Annotated in this window: 15 protein-coding genes; 10 read left to right on the top strand and 5 right to left on the bottom strand. The window is 42.9% G+C overall.

The window, feature by feature from the left end; all coding sequences use genetic code 11:
* The first annotated feature begins 3 nt into the window (after positions 1-3).
* Both QK890_RS08790 and QK890_RS08785 read left to right on the top strand, forming a co-directional pair.
* Positions 4-1,917, top strand: coding sequence for a discoidin domain-containing protein (locus QK890_RS08790; protein ID WP_032540316.1), 1,914 nt, complete (start codon positions 4-6; stop codon positions 1,915-1,917).
* On the top strand, positions 1,886-3,082 hold the full coding sequence (locus tag QK890_RS08785; protein WP_032540315.1) for a BF3164 family lipoprotein: 1,197 nt from the start codon (positions 1,886-1,888) through the stop codon (positions 3,080-3,082). Before QK890_RS08790 ends, QK890_RS08785 begins: the two co-directional genes overlap by 32 nt.
* Before the next feature lie 87 nt (positions 3,083-3,169).
* Here the strand turns inward: QK890_RS08785 and QK890_RS08780 are convergent, their stop codons facing one another.
* From QK890_RS08780 to QK890_RS08765, 4 genes are read right to left on the bottom strand one after another with little or no spacing between them, the layout of a single operon-like run.
* Entirely contained in the window at positions 3,170-4,186 is a 1,017-nt protein-coding gene (locus QK890_RS08780) for an enhanced intracellular survival protein Eis (RefSeq protein ID WP_005778999.1), read from the bottom strand.
* A 7-nt stretch (positions 4,187-4,193) separates the two neighbouring features.
* Complete coding sequence (locus QK890_RS08775; RefSeq protein WP_005778998.1) at positions 4,194-5,111, bottom strand: DUF2156 domain-containing protein; 918 nt, start codon at positions 5,109-5,111, stop codon at positions 4,194-4,196.
* Positions 5,112-5,166: 55 nt separating this feature from the next.
* On the bottom strand, positions 5,167-5,862 hold the full coding sequence (locus QK890_RS08770) for an LrgB family protein (RefSeq protein ID WP_005778997.1): 696 nt from the start codon (positions 5,860-5,862) through the stop codon (positions 5,167-5,169).
* Positions 5,859-6,197: a CidA/LrgA family protein gene (locus QK890_RS08765; RefSeq protein WP_005784314.1), complete on the bottom strand. Its 339-nt coding sequence runs from the start codon at positions 6,195-6,197 to the stop codon at positions 5,859-5,861. The genes QK890_RS08770 and QK890_RS08765 overlap by 4 nt, the downstream gene beginning before the upstream one ends.
* Before the next feature lie 208 nt (positions 6,198-6,405).
* On the opposite strand from QK890_RS08765, the gene QK890_RS08760 reads away from it, so the two are divergent.
* The 8 genes from QK890_RS08760 to QK890_RS08725 all read left to right on the top strand — a co-directional run bounded on the left by QK890_RS08760 (position 6,406) and on the right by QK890_RS08725 (position 14,814).
* A complete protein-coding gene (locus QK890_RS08760) occupies positions 6,406-7,089 on the top strand; it encodes a hypothetical protein (RefSeq protein WP_005778995.1) in 684 nt (227 codons plus the stop codon).
* 25 nt (positions 7,090-7,114) lie between these two features.
* Positions 7,115-7,912 carry a DUF4384 domain-containing protein gene (locus QK890_RS08755; protein ID WP_032540314.1) on the top strand — a complete coding sequence of 266 codons (798 nt, stop codon included), beginning with the start codon at positions 7,115-7,117 and terminating at the stop codon, positions 7,910-7,912.
* A 44-nt stretch (positions 7,913-7,956) separates the two neighbouring features.
* Positions 7,957-9,510, top strand: coding sequence for a hypothetical protein (locus tag QK890_RS08750; RefSeq protein ID WP_175413965.1), 1,554 nt, complete (start codon positions 7,957-7,959; stop codon positions 9,508-9,510).
* A 133-nt stretch (positions 9,511-9,643) separates the two neighbouring features.
* Positions 9,644-10,663: a phosphate acetyltransferase gene (gene pta / locus QK890_RS08745; RefSeq protein ID WP_005810809.1), complete on the top strand. Its 1,020-nt coding sequence runs from the start codon at positions 9,644-9,646 to the stop codon at positions 10,661-10,663.
* 18 nt (positions 10,664-10,681) lie between these two features.
* Positions 10,682-11,878 (top strand): acetate kinase, encoded by a 1,197-nt coding sequence (locus QK890_RS08740; RefSeq protein ID WP_005810807.1) that lies wholly within the window; start codon positions 10,682-10,684, stop codon positions 11,876-11,878.
* A 222-nt stretch (positions 11,879-12,100) separates the two neighbouring features.
* Positions 12,101-13,501 (top strand): alkaline phosphatase, encoded by a 1,401-nt coding sequence (locus tag QK890_RS08735; RefSeq protein ID WP_005778990.1) that lies wholly within the window; start codon positions 12,101-12,103, stop codon positions 13,499-13,501.
* Between the two features lie 191 nt (positions 13,502-13,692).
* On the top strand, positions 13,693-14,004 hold the full coding sequence (locus QK890_RS08730; RefSeq protein WP_005778989.1) for a metal-sulfur cluster assembly factor: 312 nt from the start codon (positions 13,693-13,695) through the stop codon (positions 14,002-14,004).
* A 45-nt stretch (positions 14,005-14,049) separates the two neighbouring features.
* Positions 14,050-14,814, top strand: a complete 765-nt coding sequence (locus QK890_RS08725) for a UDP-2,3-diacylglucosamine diphosphatase (RefSeq protein WP_032540312.1) — start codon at positions 14,050-14,052, stop codon at positions 14,812-14,814.
* A gap of 28 nt (positions 14,815-14,842) precedes the next feature.
* On the opposite strand, the gene radC is transcribed toward QK890_RS08725, so the two are convergent.
* A complete protein-coding gene (radC, locus tag QK890_RS08720) occupies positions 14,843-15,538 on the bottom strand; it encodes a DNA repair protein RadC (protein ID WP_122142908.1) in 696 nt (231 codons plus the stop codon).
* Positions 15,539-15,565 lie beyond the last annotated feature (27 nt).

The raw sequence follows: 15,565 nt of genomic DNA, 5'->3' as shown, positions 1-15,565 counted from the left end.
ACTATGAAATATATACTGTTTATCCTGTTAGTTTTAACTTTGGCAGCTTGTCAATCGGAGAAAGATAGGCGGTTGGAATATGCTTTGGAATTTGCCGGCGATAATCGCGTGGAGCTTGAAAAGGTATTAGAACATTATAGAACTGATCCGGAAAAATTGGAGGCAGCTCGTTTTTTAATTCGTAATATGCCGGGATGGTATTCTTATGAAGGAAATGAACTTGATTCTATTCACCATTTATTAGTTGGGGTTTGTGAAGGGCGTCCTATATCTAAAAGGGAGAAGAATAAATGGAACAGAATTTCCTTTGACTCTCTCTCCAAGATATATGACGCCCAAGTGATAACAGCGGAATATTTGATAGATAATATAGACCTGGCTTTTGAAGTTTGGAGGAAATATCCTTGGAATAGAAATTTGCCGTTCGATGATTTTTGCGAACTGATATTACCTTACAGAATAGCCGATGAACCTTTATCGGATTGGCGTAAATTGTATTATGAAGATTATGGAACTCTACTCGATTCTCTTTATAAGGGGGATGATGTTATTGAAGCTTCTAAGATCATTGACGGGAAACTGAGAAAGCTGTATTACATCTACAATACTGATTTTCGGATACCTCACTTGGATGCTGTTTTTCTTTATCATAATCGGATTGGTTATTGTCGTGAAGCATGCGACCTGACAATATATGCTATGCGTGCTTGTGGAATTCCTGTTGCGACCGACTATTTTGCTTATTCACCCGATTATCAACATTATCATTGTTGGACGATGTTGCGTGACACAACGGGAACTTTTCTTCAATTCGGATTTAATGAGTTTGAAGCGTCACGTGATACCTTACGGCATGACGGAAGGAAAAAGGGGAAGGTGTATCGCTATTGTTTTGGCGTACAACCTGAGAAAATCTCCGGGATTTCGGGCAATAAACGGTTGTATCCTGTGTTTAGAAATAGATTTGTGAAAGATGTGACATCTGAATATTTTGGAAGCAATGATACGACAATACCGATACAAATACCTGGAGAGCAATACATCTACTTAGGGATATTCAGTCCCGGCGGATGGATTCCTGTAGATATGGCACTTGGTAATGCGGGTAAGGTTACTTTCCGGGATATAGAACCCGATGTGATTTATCAGACTCTTTATCAGGGAGATGGAGGAAAACTTTATCCGGCGGGATATCCGTTCATATCTAAAAGGGGAGGTGAGTTTGTTTTGCTGAAACCCAATATCGATTTGATGAAGGAAGCTATATTAAGGCGGAAAATGCCTCAGCAAAAGACAATTGCGGAATGGGCTTATCGAGCAGTTATAGGGGCAAAGATTGAAGCTGCCAGTGATTTGTCATTTATACATGCAGATCTGTTATGGCAATTTGAGGATACGCTTACCACTAATTATTGCATATTAACTCCGCCTTCAAGAAAGAAGCATAGGTATGTGCGGTATGTTGCTCCGGCAGGGAAAAGAATGGAGTTGGCGGAACTGGCACTATTTAAGGATTCACTGTGTCAGGAGAAGATTCGGTTGAGGAGGATAAACAGTATAGAACCGATTGCAAAATTAGAGTATGTTACAGATGGCAATATATTGACTTATTTTCAGGCACGTGATACATCTTCTTATCTGGCCTATGATCTGGGAGAAAGTATGCCGATTGAAAGAATTGTTTTCTCTCCGCGTAACGATGATAATTACATTTGGCCCGGGGATAATTATGAGTTATTCTATCAAGACGGAATCAATGGATGGAAGTCATTAGGCAGGAAAGTGGCGACGGAAAGAAAAATTGAATTTTTAGTTCCGCAGAATGCCTTATTGTGGTTGAGAAACTGTACCAAAGGACGGGAAGAACAGGTTTTTATCTATAAAAATGGAAGGCAAACTTTTACGTTTGATTTATAAAAGTCGGGTGTGCGATGGCATACAGGTGGATATGTTATATATTTGTGGGTCTAATCTTAATTGGTGTACTATGGAGATATTGCTATTAAAAGACATGCGACTTAAACTTACAGCCGTTTTAGGAATATTATTCTTGGTTGTTTCATGCCAAAGACAACCGGAGGAGGTGTTTATTCCTGTTTTACCGTTAGATTTAACTTCTGCTACTTCTGTTCCTTATCAGGTGGTACGGACTGATTATTTATTCTCTTATCCGGAGTGTATGTGGATAGATGGTGATTGCTTGATTGTTCAAGATAAACGGGCTGTTACCAAACTTTTCCATCTGATAAACTTGACGGATGGGTTATTGAAAGAAGAGTTTTGTCTTTGGGGAGATGGACCGGGGGAATATTCGGATGCAACTTTGAATACTGTATGGGACCGGACAAAAGGAACTTTATCTTATTTTAGTGCCAATAAAAGGGCTCTGGTAACTTATCGTAAATATGGAGACTTTTTTAAATATAGTGATAGTCACTCTTTAAGGGGAATGGAAGGAAGCAAAGATACACATTTTAAAGAAATGATTCCTTGTGGTAAGCATTATATCGCCTTAGGGGAGCGTGGCATATTTCAACAGAGGCGTTTTGCCGTATTGGATAGTGCTTGCCAGATTATGAACCAATTGGGAAACTACCCCGCATTGTCAGATTTGCTGGTGGATCCGGAGAATGATTTGCAAAAGATGCTATTTGATCCTGCTTTGTTTAAGATATCTCCCGACTGGGGAAAAGCCGTTTTTGCAACTTATAGGGGTGCGTTAATTCAGTTCTATGATTTAAAGGGGCTGCCCGATTCAATACATCATGTGTACTCCAGGCAACTGGAGGTACCTATCAAAAAGTCGCAAATCTCAAAAGAACATGAGGGGTGGGTTTATGGCTTTGAGGATGTTTCTGTGACTGATAGTGCCGTTTATGCTATTTACAATGGAGAAACAGCAGAAGAGAATCCTTTGTTAGGGAAAAAAAATTTAGTATTTGACTGGCAAGGCAACCTTCAGAAGATATATCAGTTAGATTTAAACTTGCGTTGTTTGACAATTGATGAACGCAGACATTGTATTTATGCCGTTGGTTACACAGAAGAAGATGGCTTCTTTTTGGTGACTATAAATATGTAATAATAAAGATGTGTGCTTATTACTAACTGGATGAATTAATATTGTTAATTCTGTTGTGAACCTCTTTTTTCCTGAGGACTGAAAGGTTTAGTTCATCATCAGACTCATATACGGTTGCATCTCGCACAGTATTTTTTCTGATAGTTCACCGATGGTCATTCGGGTGTGTGCTCCCGGTAAGCGGACCTCACTGGTCATGCACTTTCCATTGCAAAGATAATAATATCCGTTATTGGCTGACAATTGTTCATCGGTCAGTTCAATGTTCATTTCTATTTCCGGATGACTGGCTGCGTAGAGCTGAAGAACTGTCCGGGCATCAATGACACGTGCCATTCCTAATGTTTCGTTGGGCAGGGAGGCTACAGGAGGAAGTTGAAGAATGATCCGGTCGGTGCCATTCCTTAGCCCGGCCCGGCAGAGCAATTGTGCCCGGACAGCTTCATTGTCAGCAAATAACTCGTTGATATACGAGGTGTTATCGTGTTTATAGACAACAGCTATACCCGTTATTCGATTGTCCTTTCGGGCTACGAGAGCGGTATTTTGTGTCAAGGCAAGATCGGCAAGAACTACTTTGAAATCAGTAGACGTATGTTGTAAACAACAGGTACGTTCTGATAATTTGCCGTTCAAATATTGATAAACATCTTCTTGGTATTCTGTAACTTCCTCAATGCTGCCCGTTTCCGAATCGGCAGGTAATTCTGAAAGAGAGAAGGATTGGTGAGAGATGCGGAAAACCGGGGCATAACCTGCTTTTGCATAATAACCGAACAACCAGGGTTCAGCGGGAATAAGCGTACTAAACAGGACACCGTTGCGGAGCATACGTGCAAAACTTTGTGACAGTAGTTCGCGCATCACTCCTTTGCTTCGATAGTCGGGATGAGTGCATGCGCCGGATATGTATGAAGTAGGCACGGTTTGACCACAAAACGTCATGGGATAAGGGAGCATTTGGAGCGCAGCAATCACTTCTTCGCCACTTTGGATGGCTAAGTTGACTTCGTTGTTATAACGAAGCCGGAAGTAGAGTTCGATGAATGCTTCGCTATCATCGAAACACAATTTCCATAATGATTTTACCTGTTCTCTTATCATCAGTATGCTACCATTTTATCATTTCTACAGGTTGTTCTTTCAAACAAGCCATATATTTCTCCAGAATCGTTTCCGGGTGATATGAGAGCTTAGCTTTACGCAACCCTTCTATTCCCAAATCTTCTTCACGGTTGATGTAAATATATTGTTCGGGGATGTGGTTGGCAAATTCGTAATTGATCATGGCATAAGCTCCATCAATATTCGTATCTGCTTTTTCCACATGTACACCGAAGGTTTCTTTATTGATCGGCATGCCGAAAGTAAAAGCTACAATCTGACCATTGACATGCAGGATACCTCCCGTTAATCCTAACTCTTCGAAATGGTTGAGGGCATAGAGCAAAGCACGGCGCTCGTTTCCGGTTCCCTCCTGCTGGTCACAGTCATTGGCTTTGCACCATTTTGCTTCCAGTTCCAGACATTCCTGAATTCTGTCTTTGGTGATCGGAGTGTATTCGTAATCAGGGTATGTGTTGCGAAATTTGTTGATGTGATTCCGCTTTGACTGGAATTTTTTTCCCTTCAGTGTTGCGAGATCGCTGCGCAAATAAATGTAGTCGGCATAATCACGGTCAACCGTGAATCCAAACTGACCGGGCATGATAGCCTCAAGGTCTTCGCGCATACACGAACAGACACCCAGCATACAAAAAGGTTCGCCCTCCTGCCGGGCATCCTCAACCAGTTCGTTCAATACCTTTTCGAGGTTTCCTTCACCGACAGGCATCATATAAGCCAGTTCATCACCGGCCCAAAATTTGAAAACCAGAAAATTGTCGACTATGGCAAACTTGGTGTGATACAAGAACCGCCAGCTGCATAAGTTTGAAAAAGATAGGTCGCAGTTGCGGCGACAACTATTCATCGTGTAAGCTGTGATGGTATCCTTATCCTGGATCGTTATATCTTTGAATGCGATCATAAAGTTTTTGTTTCCTAATTAACTGTTTATATATAACAAAGATAAAACGATTTTGTTAGAGAATGCCTAACATTCGTAAAATAGTTGGAGTCAACAATGCGGTAAATATACCGTTGAGTGTTAAGCCAAGACTTGCATAGGCTCCGTATTTGCTACTGATGTCCATAGCCGTTGAGGTGCCGACGGCATGTGCGGCCGTACCCATGGAGAGCCCTTGAGCTATAGGACTACCTACGTGCATGATTTTCATGGTCTTGAAACCTAATACAGCACCCAGCAGACCTACACATACTACTACAGCTGCTGTCAGTGACGGAATTCCCCCCAATGTTTTAGTGACTTCCATAGCAATCGGAGTGGTTACCGATTTAGGAGCAAGTGACAGAATTACTTCCTGCGAGGCTCCCATTAACTTGGCTATCAATACTACTGATATCACACCGACGATACAGCCGGCCAATTGGGACAGAATGATGGGAAGCAGCTGCTTTTTAATGGTTTCAAGTTGCAGATATAAAGGAACTCCAAGTGCTACGACTGCCGGCTTCAGCCAAAATTCAATCAGATGTCCACCCTGATTGTAAGTCTCAAAAGAGATGTTTGTTATTTTGAGGAAGATAATAATGACTGCAATAGTCAACAGGATCGGATTTAGCAACAGAATTCCTGTCTTTTTCTGTAAAAGCTTGGCAAAGAAGTAAATCCCAAAAGTGATTGCCAACAGGAAAAATTCATTTTCTAAATAGTTCATTTGAGTTTACGTGTTAATTGATGAACCCATCCGGTGATGACAAGCACCAGCAGGGTACTGACTAAGGTAGCTATCACAATCGGCCAGAATTGCGCCGCAATGATGTCGAAATACAACATCAGGGCCACTCCCGGGGGGATGAAGAAGAAACCAAGATTAGCAACCAGAAAGTCGGACATTCCTTGCACCCAATGCAATTTGATCCAACCTAATTTTAAAAAAAGGGTGAGCAGCAACATCCCGATGATGCTGGACGGGAGCTTAATTCCCGTGAGATAAACAATCAATTCACCCAAAGCCAAACAGCCAAATAAAATGGCACACTGACGTATCATACTATTACCTATTGAATTTTGAAAACGTTGCAAAGTTATGAAAAATAGAGTTAGGGTATCAACTAATATGGTACGAAGATTCTTTTTTAACAGTGGGCAACTACAAAAAAATCAAGAAAAAGTAAACGAAATGGATTACTTTATCTATTTTTGCAAAATGAAAAACGAATATACATAACGAATATTAACTACTAAAAACAGAATTGACATGAAAAAGAGTTTGTTAATCAGTGTTTTTGCAACACTGGCAATGATGATTTCTTTAAATGCATTTGCACAAGAAAAAGCGACAGGTAAGGCTTATAAAGCAATTCAAAAGGACGAAAAAGTAATCAACAAAGATTTGCAGAAAAAAGCGATTAAAGAAGCCCGCAAAGAGGCGAAAGCACTGGCAAAAGAAGGCTTCAAGACTCCGGTTGGAAAATTGCCGTTGGACAAACAGCTGGAAAATTCATGGGAAAAACAGATGGAAATCGATATGAATGGCAATCCATATTGGTATATAGCAACTGCAAGAGTGATTGGTGGAAATCAGTCGGCTGCGGCTATGCAGGCAACCAATACTGCTAAGATTGACATTGCCGGACAGGTTCAGACAAAGGTGACTCAACTGATTGAATCGAAGGTTGCCAATGACGATATGGGACAGGAAGAAGCGGCCAGCCTGTCGAGTGCTGTAGCTGCCGGAAAAAGTATTATCAGCGGAACGTTGGGGCGCACTATTCCTTTGGTGGAAGTGTACAGGACATTGCCAAATAAAAATGTTGAGGTAATGGTTACCATTGGTTACAGTCTGGAGGCGGCAAACAAAGTTGCTGTCAAAGCGCTTAGCGAAGAATTGGCTAAAAAATCACCGGAACTGGCTAAAGAACTGGATAAACTTGCTCAGTGAGTTTTAATATAAAAAGGCAAACTGAATGAACATAAACAGGCTATTAGGAATTTTAGCTGTACTTTTATTGACCGCTGCCAGCGCTCTTTATGCCCAGAAACCCGTAAAAGTGAAAGGTGTACAAGGGCGTTGGCAGGTCAGCGATGACATCACATTGAAGCAGGCGGAAGAGCGTGCTTTTATGGAAGCAAAGAAAGCTGCTTTGCAAAAGGCGGGCGTGATGGAGAATGTGTGGTCTGTTTTTGGGCAGATTACCCAGGAAGACGGACAGGAGCTCCACGAAGCTTATTCGCAAATGAATGTGCTTGCTATCGGAGGAATGGTGAATATTACTAATAAAAAGGTAGAAGAGGTTTGGGACACAGATACACGCAGTTTGTATAAGGTAGTAACCATCGATGCCGAAGTGCAGAAAGAGGATAAACCGGACAGTTCGTATGCTCTCGAAGTGAAAGGGGTGGAGACACTCTATCGTGAGGGGGATGTGTTTCACTGTAAATTGACTGTACATGGTACGGATTCATACTTGAAGTTTTTCTGGTTCGACAGTAATGGGGGAGCTTTGCTTTATCCTAATAGTTACGAACCCAATACGTTGTTGAAAGCCGGCAAAGAATATTCGATTCCTTTCAGTAATGCTGTGGACTATCGTATGGAGAAACAGCATAACAAGGAGAGCGAGAAGATAAATATGATGATGGTGGCAACTAAAGAGGATATTCCGTTTACTAAAGAGGTCACTTATCAGAATGTATTAGAGTGGGTGTACTCTATTCCGGCAGTTCAGCGTTGTGCTTTTTATGATATGGTACTTATAAAATAGTGGTTCCCGAACTACTGACCGTTAATCATTAATCACTTATTATGATGAAAACGAAATATTACTTTTCTTTCGTTTTTGCGTCACTCTTTCTGGTTCCATCCGTTGCTATGGCACAGGATGTGAACTATCAGAAGGAGTTTGATAATTTCCAAAAGAAACAGCAGAAAGAATATAAAGACTTTAAAAATAAAGCAGACGAAGAGTTTGCCACATTTCTGAAGGAAGCGTGGCAAAAGTATAATGCCTCTGTGGGGGATTCAATGCCGACACGACCGGAACCGGTGAAACCGACACTTTTCGATAAAAAGAAACCTGTCCCTGCTCCGGTAGAGATTAAGCCGGCGGCTCCCAAAATACCTGTGTCCGATAGACCGGGAGTAGGGGATAAAGTAAATGTGGAAGTTAAAAAGCCGGATCTGCCTGCGGTAGCAGATAAGCCGGCACCCGGTGTCTATGTACCGGGTAAACCTTATATTCCTGTGAAAGTTGATATCCCGGTTCCGCTGCCCGGAAGTTCGGTGCGGCGCAATGTGGTTGAGTTCTATGGTACTCAGTTTGAGGTGGCTACGGATATTATTGAAGACTTTGTACTGGGGGGGACAAGCGAGAGTAAAGTTGCGGCTGCTTGGAGCCGGTTGTGTAAAGCCGATCACGAGCAATTGATTAACGATTGCGTCCGTTTGAAGAATGAGCACCGGATGAACGACTGGGCATTCTTGCTGTTCATTAAACAGTTAGGGGTACAAATGTGTGGTGCTGTCCGGAAAGATGATGTTGCTTTTTTACAGATGTTTATTCTCAATAAATGTGGATATAAGGTGCGTCTGTCTAAAATAAACGATAAGCTGAAGTTGTTGGTGGCTCCGGCAGGAACTATATTCGGTGTTCCGTATATTACTTTCAAGGGTGTCAAGTACTATGTGTTTGAAGCAGATAAGGGCGGTTCGATGGCTGTTTATACCTACAGTCAGGATTTTGCCAATGCCAAGAATCTGGTGTGTATGGATTTGAACGCTGTGCCACAGTTCGGTATGCAAGAGTTGGGTAAAACAGTGTCTCCTTCGGAAAAATCTCTTCTTCAAATCAATGCGGTTGTCAATAAGAACCTGATGGACTTTTATAAAGATTATCCGCAATGTGAGGTTGCTGTCTACTATAAAACACCCATGAGCAAAGAGTTGAAGAGTGCCCTTTACCCGTCTTTACAGACAGCTATAAAGGGAAAATCAGAGAAGGATGCTGCGAACATTCTGATTGATTTTGTACAGAATTCATTTCAATATCAGACAGATGGTGAACAATTTGGCTATGAAAAGCCTTTCTTCATGGACGAGAACTTTTATTATCCGGCTTGTGACTGTGAGGACCGTGCCATCTTGTTCTCCAATCTGGTGAAAGACTTGATGGGATTGGACGCTGTGCTGCTCGACTATCCGAACCATATCGCTTCGGCTGTCCGGTTCAACGAAGAAATCTCGGGTGACTACATCTTGCTGGATGGTAAAAAATATCTTATATGTGATCCTACTTATATCGGTGCACCGATAGGAATGTGTATGGATCGTTTCAAGAGTGTAGCTCCGGAAATAATCCGTTAGTGTTAAATATTATAATAATTGCAGGTTCGGGGTAAAAAATACCCCGAATTGCAATGTTGATATTGCAATATTGTGTACTTTTGCGGCGTGAAATAACACACCCTACTGAATTTATATACAATATTAAATATCTATGCTTAATTTAATTAACTCTATCGTTGCGCGTGCGCAAGCTAATCGCCAGCGCATTGTCCTTCCCGAAGGTACAGAGGAACGTACCTTGAAAGCTGCCAATCAGATTTTGACAGATGAAGTTGCAGATTTGATTCTTTTGGGTAATCCGGAAGAAATTAATGCTGCCGCTGCCAAATGGGGACTCGGAAATATCAACAGGGCCACTATTATTGATCCTGAGAATCATCCGAAGAAAGAAGAATATGCGCAATTGTTGTGCGAACTCCGTAAGAAAAAAGGTATGACTATCGAAGAAGCCCGTAAATTGGTACTCGATCCGTTGTATCTGGGCTGTCTGATCATTAAAAGTGGTGACGCTGACGGACAATTGGCGGGTGCCCGTAATACTACGGGAGATGTGCTTCGTCCGGCTCTCCAGATTATAAAGACATCTCCGGGGATTACATGTGTGTCGGGTGCTATGCTGCTGTTGACACATGCACCGGAATGCGGTCAGAATGGTCTGCTGGTGATGGGGGATGTTGCTGTAACTCCGGTTCCGGACGCTTCACAACTGGCACAGATTGCCGTTTGTACAGCGCGTACTGCTCAGGCGGTAGCAGGAATAGCTGATCCGAAAGTGGCAATGCTTAGTTTCTCTACTAAAGGTTCGGCAAAGCATGAAAATGTGGACAAGGTGGTAGAGGCATTGAAATTAGCTAAAGAGATGGCACCCGATTTGAATATCGATGGTGAAATGCAGGCGGATGCTGCTCTGGTTCCTTCGGTAGGTGCGAGCAAGGCTCCCGGTTCTCCGGTTGCCGGTGAGGCAAATGTGCTGATTGTGCCGAGTCTGGAAGTTGGTAATATTTCTTATAAACTGGTGCAGCGTTTGGGACATGCCGATGCTGTAGGCCCGATTCTTCAGGGTATTGCCCGCCCGGTAAACGATCTTTCACGCGGATGTTCTATTGAAGACGTATACAGAATGATTGCAATCACAGCCAATCAGGCGATTGCTGCAAAGAATGGTAAATAATTAAATCGAAAATCAGATATGAAAGTTTTAGTGTTGAACTGTGGTAGTTCATCTATCAAATACAAGCTGTTCGATATGGACAGCAAAGAAGTGATTGCCCAGGGAGGAATCGAAAAAATCGGTTTGAAAGATTCATTCCTGAAACTGACTTTGCCCAACGGTGAGAAGAAAATCCTTGAGAAGGATATTCCGGAACATACTGTAGGGGTAGAGTTCATCCTGAATACCTTGGTAAGCCCGGAATATGGCGCTATCAAATCACTTGAAGAGATCAATGCCGTAGGTCATCGTATGGTACACGGGGGTGAACGCTTCAGTAAATCAGTATTACTGACTAAAGAAGTGCTTGAAGCTTTCGCTGCCTGCAACGATCTGGCTCCCCTCCACAATCCTGCTAACCTGAAAGGAGTTGATGCCATTACGGCTATTCTGCCGAATGTTCCGCAAATCGGTGTATTCGACACTGCATTCCACCAAACCATGCCGGAATATGCATACCTGTATGCTATTCCTTATGAATTGTACAAAAAGTACGGTGTACGTCGTTATGGTTTCCACGGAACTTCCCATCGTTACGTTTCACAGCGCGTGTGCGAATATCTGGGGATTAAACCGGAAGGACTGAAACTGATTACTTGCCATATCGGAAATGGTGGTTCGATCGCCGCTATCAAAGATGGCAAATGTATCGATACCTCTATGGGATTGACACCGTTGGAAGGTTTGATGATGGGTACCCGTTCTGGTGATATCGATGCCGGAGCTGTAACATTCATTATGGATAAGGAAGGTTTGACAACTACAGGCATTTCCAACCTGTTGAATAAGAAAAGCGGTGTGGCTGGTATGATGAACGGTTCAAGTGATATGCGTGACTTGGAGGCTGCCGTTGCAAAAGGTGATCCTCAGGCTATCTTGACAGAACAGATGTATTTCTACCGCATTAAGAAATATATTGGTGCATATGCTGCTGCTTTAGGAGGCGTAGACGTTATCCTGTTCACAGGTGGTGTCGGTGAAAATCAGGCAACTTGCCGTGCCGGTGTTTGTGAAGGACTGGAATTTCTGGGCGTGAAACTCGACGCTGAAAAGAATAAGGTTCGTGGTGAAGAGGCCATTATCTCAGCTGATGACTCAAGAGTGAAGGTAGTGGTGATCCCTACAGACGAAGAATTGCTGATTGCGTCTGATACAATGGCTATCCTGGATAAATAAAGGTTGATAAGTAATATAGAGGAAAGGCCGGAGGCGGAGATTTATTCTCTGTACTCCGGCTTTTTATATAGTTTGGGTGTGGAGGGAGGCAATCCGTTTTTGAGCGCTAAGCAGCCGGGGACGAGCTATTTAACAGAATATTCATACCCCTTTCTCCTTTTCTTCATTTTAAAAGTTTTATCTTTGCTATCACTAACTCAAATAAACTTAAATGATACAAGAATGAAACGACTTTTTTATTTCTTTCTTTTTGTCTGTGTGGCAGTTATTGCGAATGCTCAGGCAAAATATGTTTTCTATTTCATTGGTGATGGAATGGGTGTGAACCAAGTAAATGGTACGGAGATGTACCGTGCCGAAATCCAGAAAGGGCGCATTGGTGTGGAGCCTTTGCTTTTCACCCGGTTTCCCGTCGGAACGATGGCTACTACTTTTTCTGCTACCAACTCTGTGACAGATTCTTCTGCTGCCGGGACAGCCCTTTCAACCGGTGAAAAGACCTATAATGGTGCTATTGGCATGGATGATCAGAAGAATCCCTTACAGACTGTTGCCGAGAAAGCTAAGAAAGCCGGCAAGAAGGTTGGGGTTACTACCAGTGTAAGCGTCGATCATGCTACTCCTGCTGCTTTCTATGCACACCAGCCGGATCGTAATATGTATTATGAAATAGCTACCGATCTTCCTAAAGCCGGTTTTGACTTTTATGCCGGTGCCGGTTTCCTGAAACCGACTACTACTTACGACAAAAAAGAAGCTCCGAGCGTTTTCCCGATGTTTGAAGAAGCCGGTTACACCATTGCCCGTGGATATAACGATTATAAGGCTAAAGCTGCCACAGCCGGTAAGATGATTTTGATTCAGGAGGAAGGTGCTGATGCGGGTTCTTTGCCTTATGCTATCGACAGTAAAGAAGGTGACTTAACCCTCACACAGATAACGGAAAGCGCGATTGATTTTCTGACCAAAGGAAAAAATAAAGGTTTCTTCCTGATGGTAGAAGGTGGTAAGATAGACTGGGCATGCCATGGAAATGATGCTGCTACAGTGTTCCACGAAGTAGCCGATATGGATAATGCGATCAAAGTTGCTTATGAATTTTACAAAAAACATCCGAAAGAAACCCTGATTGTAGTAACTGCCGATCATGAGACAGGTGGTATGGCATTGGGAACCGGAAGATACGCTCTGAATCTTAAAGCACTTGAAAACCAGAAGGCATCTGCTGAAGAATTGTCTAAGAAGATCAGTGATTTGCGCAAAGCTAAGAACAACCATGTGGCTTGGGAAGACGTTAAAAATCTGTTGTCCGAACAGATGGGCTTCTGGTCTGTACTTCCTATCTCGTGGGAGCAGGAAAAGAAACTGCGTGACGAATATGAAAAGTCATTCGTGAAAAATAAAGTAGAATTTGCCGAGAGTATGTATGCCAAGACCGAACCGATGGCAGCCAAAGCCAAAGAGGTGATGGATCAGATCGCTATGGTAGGCTGGACCAGCGGTGGGCATTCTGCAGGATATGTGCCGGTGTTTGCTATCGGTGCCGGTTCTGATCTGTTCATCGGTAAAATGGATAATACAGAGATTCCGAGACGCATTGCAAAAGCGGGCGGATATAAGTAACCGGCAGGTAAGTTCACCATAGAGCCCGCAGAGTATACAGAGGATTTGTTGATATACGTATTAATAAACTCTGTGTACTCTGTGTGTTTTGTAATGAACTTGCCTCGTTGACGTTAATTTATCCTCAATATTCTCTATCTTTCAAAGAATTTCTTTAGCTTTGTCTTGTAAACTTTCAAAGAAATATAGAAATGACTAAGTTTGAAATAGAAGAAAAGATAGTAGATATGCTCAAAACCGTATTCGATCCCGAGATACCGGTAAACGTATACGATCTGGGACTGATCTACAAGATAGACGTCGCCGAAGAGGGAGAGGTTTCTATCGATATGACCCTGACTGCTCCTAATTGTCCTGCGGCAGATTTCATTATGGAAGATGTACGGCAGAAAGTAGAGTCAATTGAAGGAGTGAATTCTGCCACTATCAATCTGGTTTTTGAGCCGGAGTGGGACAAAGATATGATGAGTGAAGAGGCTAAACTGGAACTGGGCTTTTTATAATCGTTACTGTTTTACCTCTATTCTTAAACGATCCATTCTTACAGTATGAAGAACGTATATTTCCTTTCTGATGCCCACTTGGGTTCACGTGCCATAGAGCACGGACGTACACAGGAGCGGCGCCTGGTCAATTTTCTCGACAGCATAAAACATAAAGCTGCCGCGGTATATCTGCTGGGTGACATGTTCGACTTTTGGTATGAGTTCCGTTTGGTGGTGCCCAAAGGTTATACCCGTTTTTTAGGAAAACTCTCTGAACTGACTGATATGGGAGTAGAGGTGCATTTCTTTACGGGCAACCATGATCTTTGGTGTGGCGATTACCTGACCAGGGAGTGTGGGGTGACGATTCACCGTGAGCCGGTGACTACGGAAATCTATGGGAAAGAGTTCTATTTGGCGCATGGTGACGGACTGGGCGATCCGGACAAAAAATTTAAGTTATTGCGCACGATGTTCCATAGTCGTACGTTGCAGACTTTATTTTCCGCCATTCATCCCCGTTGGAGTATGGATTTAGGACTGAATTGGGCCAAACATAGCCGATTGAAACGTGAAGGGGGGAAAGAGCCTGATTATATGGGTGAAGACAAGGAGTTCTTGGTGCTTTACACAAAGGAGTATCTGAAAAATCATCCCAATATAAACTTCTTCATCTACGGTCACCGTCACATTGAACTTGACTTGATGTTAAGTGCTACCGCACGTATACTTATTCTGGGCGACTGGATCAATTATTTCTCCTATGCGGTGTTTGATGGTGAGAACCTGTTTCTTGAGAATTACATCGAGGGAGAAACACAGCTTTAATTTTCCGGAGTCAGTTGCCGGAGACGAATCAGATAAGCCCTTCATCAGCAAAACTATAAAAACAACCGTCGCAGACAATGATATGATCCGTCAGGGTAATGTTCATTGTTTGCGATGCTTTTTGTATAGCTGCCGTCAGGCGTTTGTCTTCCTGGCTTGGTTTTGCATTGCCCGACGGATGATTGTGAATCAAAGCTATCTGTGTGGCACGTCCTATCAGGGCTTCCCGCAAGATGGTACGTACATCGGCGTATGTTCCGTCAATCCCCCCAGTACTGATACGTAATTTGCTGATTACTTTGCATGCCTGATTCAAAAGTAGGATCCAGAACTCCTCTTGTGGCAGGTCGCACATTAATGGGTGGAACAGCCTGTAAATGTCCTCTGAGCATCTGACTTGTTCACGCTCTTTGCTTTCCTGTAGTTTGCGCCTTTTCCCCAGTTCAAGAGCTGCCATGATAGTAAGACTTTTGGCGGGTCCCATGCCCTTGAACGAGGAAAAGTCCCGTACTTCCCATTTTCCCAGTTCATTCAGGTTATTGTCGCAAGAGGCAAGTACCCTTCTCGTCAGTTCAACGGCACTCTCTTCCGTATTGCCCGAACCTATCAAGATGCCCAATAGCTCGGCGTCGCTCAATGCTTCGGCACCTTTTGCCATCATTTTTTCGCGTGGCCTATCGGCTTTGGACCACTGGTTGATGTTTAGTTTTTGTTTGTTTTTCATAAGTCGGATAGAGAGTGTTTGTATTCT

Origin of the sequence: Bacteroides sp. NGMCC 1.200775, assembly GCF_040798045.1 — a bacterium.
In the GTDB taxonomy this organism is placed as follows: domain Bacteria; phylum Bacteroidota; class Bacteroidia; order Bacteroidales; family Bacteroidaceae; genus Bacteroides; species Bacteroides hominis.
This window is presented reverse-complemented; position numbering and strand designations above follow the sequence as displayed.

Excerpts from the sequence above, each read along its gene's own strand:
- pta (WP_005810809.1), top strand. The coding sequence starts at position 9,644 with ATGCTTAATTTAATTAACTCTATCGTTGCGCGTGCGCAAGCTAATCGC.
- QK890_RS08760 (WP_005778995.1), top strand. The coding sequence starts at position 6,406 with ATGAAAAAGAGTTTGTTAATCAGTGTTTTTGCAACACTGGCAATGATG.
- QK890_RS08735 (WP_005778990.1), top strand. The coding sequence starts at position 12,101 with ATGAAACGACTTTTTTATTTCTTTCTTTTTGTCTGTGTGGCAGTTATT.
- QK890_RS08785 (WP_032540315.1), top strand. The coding sequence starts at position 1,886 with ATGGAAGGCAAACTTTTACGTTTGATTTATAAAAGTCGGGTGTGCGAT.
- QK890_RS08775 (WP_005778998.1), bottom strand. The coding sequence starts at position 5,111 with ATGATCGCATTCAAAGATATAACGATCCAGGATAAGGATACCATCACA.
- QK890_RS08725 (WP_032540312.1), top strand. The coding sequence starts at position 14,050 with ATGAAGAACGTATATTTCCTTTCTGATGCCCACTTGGGTTCACGTGCC.
- QK890_RS08730 (WP_005778989.1), top strand. The coding sequence starts at position 13,693 with ATGACTAAGTTTGAAATAGAAGAAAAGATAGTAGATATGCTCAAAACC.
- QK890_RS08755 (WP_032540314.1), top strand. The coding sequence starts at position 7,115 with ATGAACATAAACAGGCTATTAGGAATTTTAGCTGTACTTTTATTGACC.
- QK890_RS08780 (WP_005778999.1), bottom strand. The coding sequence starts at position 4,186 with ATGATAAGAGAACAGGTAAAATCATTATGGAAATTGTGTTTCGATGAT.
- QK890_RS08790 (WP_032540316.1), top strand. The coding sequence starts at position 4 with ATGAAATATATACTGTTTATCCTGTTAGTTTTAACTTTGGCAGCTTGT.
- QK890_RS08750 (WP_175413965.1), top strand. The coding sequence starts at position 7,957 with ATGAAAACGAAATATTACTTTTCTTTCGTTTTTGCGTCACTCTTTCTG.
- QK890_RS08765 (WP_005784314.1), bottom strand. The coding sequence starts at position 6,197 with ATGATACGTCAGTGTGCCATTTTATTTGGCTGTTTGGCTTTGGGTGAA.
- radC (WP_122142908.1), bottom strand. The coding sequence starts at position 15,538 with ATGAAAAACAAACAAAAACTAAACATCAACCAGTGGTCCAAAGCCGAT.
- QK890_RS08740 (WP_005810807.1), top strand. The coding sequence starts at position 10,682 with ATGAAAGTTTTAGTGTTGAACTGTGGTAGTTCATCTATCAAATACAAG.
- QK890_RS08770 (WP_005778997.1), bottom strand. The coding sequence starts at position 5,862 with ATGAACTATTTAGAAAATGAATTTTTCCTGTTGGCAATCACTTTTGGG.